Below are 4,037 nucleotides of genomic sequence, written 5' to 3' on the forward strand. Positions count from 1 at the left end.
TATTGTTGCTGCTGGGTCGATGAGGCTGGGTGTGAGCGCCGCCGATGCGAGTGCGGTTGCGAGAACGAGGCAACCCGCAATCGCGAATTGCTCGATGAGCTGGATGAGGGCGAGCGAGCGGGGGGACGTGCCTGACATTCTGTAGGCAGCCCACTCCCCGGTACGGAGACGGTTGAGTGCTCCGGCGGTGATTGCACCTGCGATCGCAAGTATGAGAGGGAGGAAACGCTCGGGTCGGTTGAGGAAAACTGTCACGGGATCGCGCGGCTCAGAGAATCTGTAGCTGGCAGAGACTGGCCCGCCGGTTGACTGGAGTTCAGCGATGACGCGCGACGACACCGCCGGCTCGCTGGCTAGTTCACTGATCTTCACGAAGCAGCGACTGCCGCTTCGAATCGCAGGTGGCAGACCGACGACGATCGCGGAATTCGTGCCGATGACGTCAGGCTGGCTATCGCCCACCGACGCGGACTGGATGGTGCCATCCGGCATTCGCAGTGTGAATCGCTGCCCCGTATCTCGCAGCGCCGCGCCTACCACTGCGCCACTGACATCCAGAGTTGGCAAGAGCGTATTGCTCGCTTCGATGACGGGGATGTCAGTCCCGACCTGCACAAAGTCGGAGGAACCGGCGCTGATAAGCAATCCCGACGAAAGCACGTCCGGGTCCTTACTGAGCGTCTCGCACGACGCCCGGTCAATGGCGACCGGGGAATTCTCATCGGCCGCGGCTAGGACGAAAACACCGCGACCAGACTGTGCTTCCTGGGCGAGTTGTTCGCGCAACTGCACCGATTCCCAGGCGGCATAGAGCGGAATCGCTACCCCGACGATCGTCGCGAAGACAAGCACGCCGTACAAGCGCGATTGCAGTGAAAAGACGTTCTTGGCCGCCTCGCGAGCGAGCTGTCCAGGCGCCCATCGGTCACGCTGCATTGGTGTGCTCCGACCGCAGTGACACTACTGCCTCCGCAGCATTGATAAGTATCGGATCGTGCGTGGCGACGATGATTGTCGCCCGACTACGAAGGCCGATGAGAAGCTCGGCGAGTACATAGGTGTTCGCTGCGTCCAGGCTCGCAGAGGGTTCATCCGCGAAGATCAGCGGCTTCGAGGTCGCGAGTGCTCGCGCGAAACTTACCCGTTGGAGTTCGCCGCCGGAGAGCACGCGTGCCCCCGCGTTCGCGCGGGAAAGCAAACCGACGTCCGTCAGTGCTCTTTCGGCGATCGCATGGGAGGCGGCGAGTCCCCGGCCCTCGGCCAGTGGCGCGATCATTACGTTGTCCAGCGCTGTTCGAGTGCCGAGCGCGTTTGCTCCCTGAGGCACCCAGGCAACCAGGGCAGGGTCGGGAGCGGTGAATTCGCCGTCATCGTTCATAAAAGAAACGTTGCCGCTATCGAGGCGTTGATAGCCTGCCATCACCGCGAGAAGGGTCGACTTGCCACTGCCCGACGGCCCAACCAGCGCGGTGACACGTGCACTGTAGAAGGTTGCATCTACTCCCTCAAGCACTCGTCGAGATCCGAAGGACAGTCGGCCCTCGGTCACAATCACTTGCATGTGGCGCGCACCGTCGGCGGTAAGGCCGATGGGTCTCGGACCAACCGAGATCCGATCAATGTCGTTGGTACGGCCACCGAGCCAAGCTCGCCCCTGATCAGGTCCGGTGCTGACAGCCGAATACTCCGATAGGTCTTTGATTCAGCGACGAACACGCAGGCGACATCGCTACCGGTCAAATAGATCGATCCGCTCGGCACGACGCCAACCCGCGCTGGCGATGCGACGGAAAGCACGGCGCCTGAATATATCGTTTGACTGCCTTGGCTGGTGGCGCTGACGGAGCCTGATGTCGTGGCCGCCACAAGCAAGCCCAGCACACTGGAGCTCTCTGCCGGTGTGAGCGATAGCGACTCGATATCGACGTGAGCGGAGCCAGACGTCAGTCTGAGCGTCCCCGTCGGAACGGTTGGTTTTTGGCTACCTCCTCCGGACACGACGAATTTCACTGAGGTCGGCACCCCGGCGCTTTCGATAAGGACATCACCAGCACCAACGGTGTCGCCAACTCGCACCTTCACTACTCCGACCGAAGTTGAGTCGGCGGGAACCCAAGCCACGTTTGCCGCGCTGAAGACCCCGTTCGGTGTGACACCGATGGATTTCGCGTAGGCGGAGGCTGCTGCGGCCAGGGAGCGCCCGTATGTCGACGAGACCGAAGCAGCGGGGAGTAGACCCAGCGACGCAAGGAAACTTCCGAGCTGGCTTACGTCGTCACCCTTCGCTCCGACGCTCAGGTCCCGGAACAACGGGGACGGTTCAATATACGCGCGGATCGTGGTGCCACTGACATCGATGAGTGGAGTTCCGTTCACCATCGGCGAATTCGGTGCGACCTTGACGGCAGTTACAAGGCCCGATGTTGCCGACTTCACCTGCGAGGAGGCCGAGGTTACCGCGGTGACGTCAACGGCCTGTCGTGAAGCATCGAGTCGGGATCCAACCGCCACCGTTACCGGCGCGCGCGCTGCAAGAGCAGTGGACTCCATCGATTGCGAGAATGGCACCAAGGTGACGAAAAGTAGCACCGGAATGACCCACAGCGCCACCAGTGGAAGCACGAACGCAATCCCACTCCGCGGTCGCCCGCTCGCGGAATCACCCTTCGACATCGTCATCGTGTCAGAAATCTAACATCGGCGAGCATCCTTCGGGTCTGCACAGACGTCCGGTCTCAATATTGCTCGCCGCCGAACGGCCCGGTCACGATTGAAGAAACGGCAAACTTCATTGGGCGACCGGACCGGCTCATGGCACCTAAGGAAGCGATATCACCACGCCAGACGCCGATGTCTTGTGCCTACTGTTCGACCTGGCGAGTACGGAGGATTCTGAATCGCGTCAGTGGTACTGGAGGCATAACCGCTCCAGTATTTGATCCCGTTGTAGTAGTAGGTCATAGCGGCGTAGTACGTGCCACATCCGCCTATCGAGTCGCGCACGGATTCCGAGTGATCTGTGAACAGCGTCGCATAGTAGGTACCCGAGGCTGCGCAACTCGGGTGCTGCTGGCTCACGAGTGCTGCACTGGCCGGTCCCGCCACCCCGACGACGAGCGCCAGTCCGACTATCCCCGTCGATGCCATCGCGATAAACCGTTGTGTTCGACGCTTCATCGATTCTCCTTTTCTTTAGTGAATATATGAGGCGGACACTCCGATATCTTGCGTGCGAAAGACGGCCTTAATGAGGACGTGAATTGTTCTTAGGCGGTGCTAGCGTCGTTTGGGTGAAGAGGGTACTGGTGCCTGTAATGCTCGCCGCGATCATGACGCTTGCCGGTTGTGCACATTCGACCGCGCTGCCACGATCAGAGCAGCCCCTCTGGGGAATTACGGTCCCTCAAAACGCCCCAATCTCATCGGCTCAGCGTGGCGTGCTCGCAGACGGCACCGTCACCAATGACGAGTATCAGGCGTCATTCCGCCGATTCTCCGCCTGCCTTGCCAAAGGTGGATTCGTAGTGATGGAAAACGACGCTGTGAATGAGGTCATCCAGTATGGCGTTCCAGCTGCAGCCAGCAAACTCAACGACTCTTGTTACACGAAAGAGTTCCAGTGGGTGGACGGAGTGTGGCAGGCCAGCCGAGAAGACACATCAAACCAAGCCAAGTCATACGGCGTGTGCCTAACCGAAAAGGGAATCACACCGAAGAAAACGGAAGAAGCTCGGTACGAGCAGCTCCAACAGGCCCATATCGACGCAGCCAAGTGCTACAAACGGGTATACCCGCAGGGCTAAACGCAAAGTCGTGGGCGTTCTGTCGTCGGTTCGTTGGCTCCTTCACCGATCGACAAGTCGGCGGCCAACAGTGGTCAATGGAATCCTATTCATCGGGCGCATCGGGTCCGCCTTTGACACAAAGCCGTTGGCGGTCGGCTCGGAGAATTGGTGATCCGGACCCTTGCATTTCTCCTTGCAATTCGCGCGTAGGAAGGTCCAGCTTCGGCGTTCCTGACGAAGAATCGCCGGGCG

At 60.2% G+C, this 4,037-nt stretch carries 6 protein-coding genes; 1 reads left to right on the forward strand and 5 read right to left on the reverse strand.

Going from position 1 to position 4,037, the window contains the following annotated elements; translation table 11 throughout:
• The 4 genes from ABIB54_RS17620 to ABIB54_RS17635 all read right to left on the reverse strand — a co-directional run.
• The coding region (locus ABIB54_RS17620) for a hypothetical protein (protein ID WP_354576833.1) at positions 1–936 on the reverse strand (936 nt) is incomplete at its 3' end.
• Positions 926–1,513, reverse strand: a complete 588-nt coding sequence (locus ABIB54_RS17625; protein WP_354576834.1) for an ATP-binding cassette domain-containing protein — start codon at positions 1,511–1,513, stop codon at positions 926–928. The genes ABIB54_RS17625 and ABIB54_RS17620, both read right to left, overlap by 11 nt.
• Positions 1,514–1,551: 38 nt before the next feature.
• Entirely contained in the window at positions 1,552–2,679 is a 1,128-nt protein-coding gene (locus ABIB54_RS17630; protein WP_354576835.1) for a hypothetical protein, read from the reverse strand.
• A 153-nt stretch (positions 2,680–2,832) separates the two neighbouring features.
• The gene (locus ABIB54_RS17635; protein ID WP_354576836.1) at positions 2,833–3,177 is read right to left on the reverse strand and encodes a hypothetical protein; all 345 of its coding nucleotides are present in this window, start codon (positions 3,175–3,177) and stop codon (positions 2,833–2,835) included.
• Between the two features lie 113 nt (positions 3,178–3,290).
• Here ABIB54_RS17635 and ABIB54_RS17640 point away from each other — a divergent pair, with 113 nt between their 5' ends.
• Positions 3,291–3,803 carry a hypothetical protein gene (locus ABIB54_RS17640; RefSeq protein ID WP_354576837.1) on the forward strand — a complete coding sequence of 171 codons (513 nt, stop codon included), beginning with the start codon at positions 3,291–3,293 and terminating at the stop codon, positions 3,801–3,803.
• A gap of 42 nt (positions 3,804–3,845) precedes the next feature.
• On the opposite strand, the gene ABIB54_RS17645 is transcribed toward ABIB54_RS17640, so the two are convergent.
• Positions 3,846–4,037, reverse strand: a 192-nt coding sequence (locus ABIB54_RS17645; protein WP_354576838.1) for a hypothetical protein, incomplete at its 5' end; no start/stop codon positions are given.

This window comes from Frigoribacterium sp. UYMn621 (genome assembly GCF_040549525.1).
In the GTDB taxonomy this organism is placed as follows: domain Bacteria; phylum Actinomycetota; class Actinomycetes; order Actinomycetales; family Microbacteriaceae; genus Lacisediminihabitans.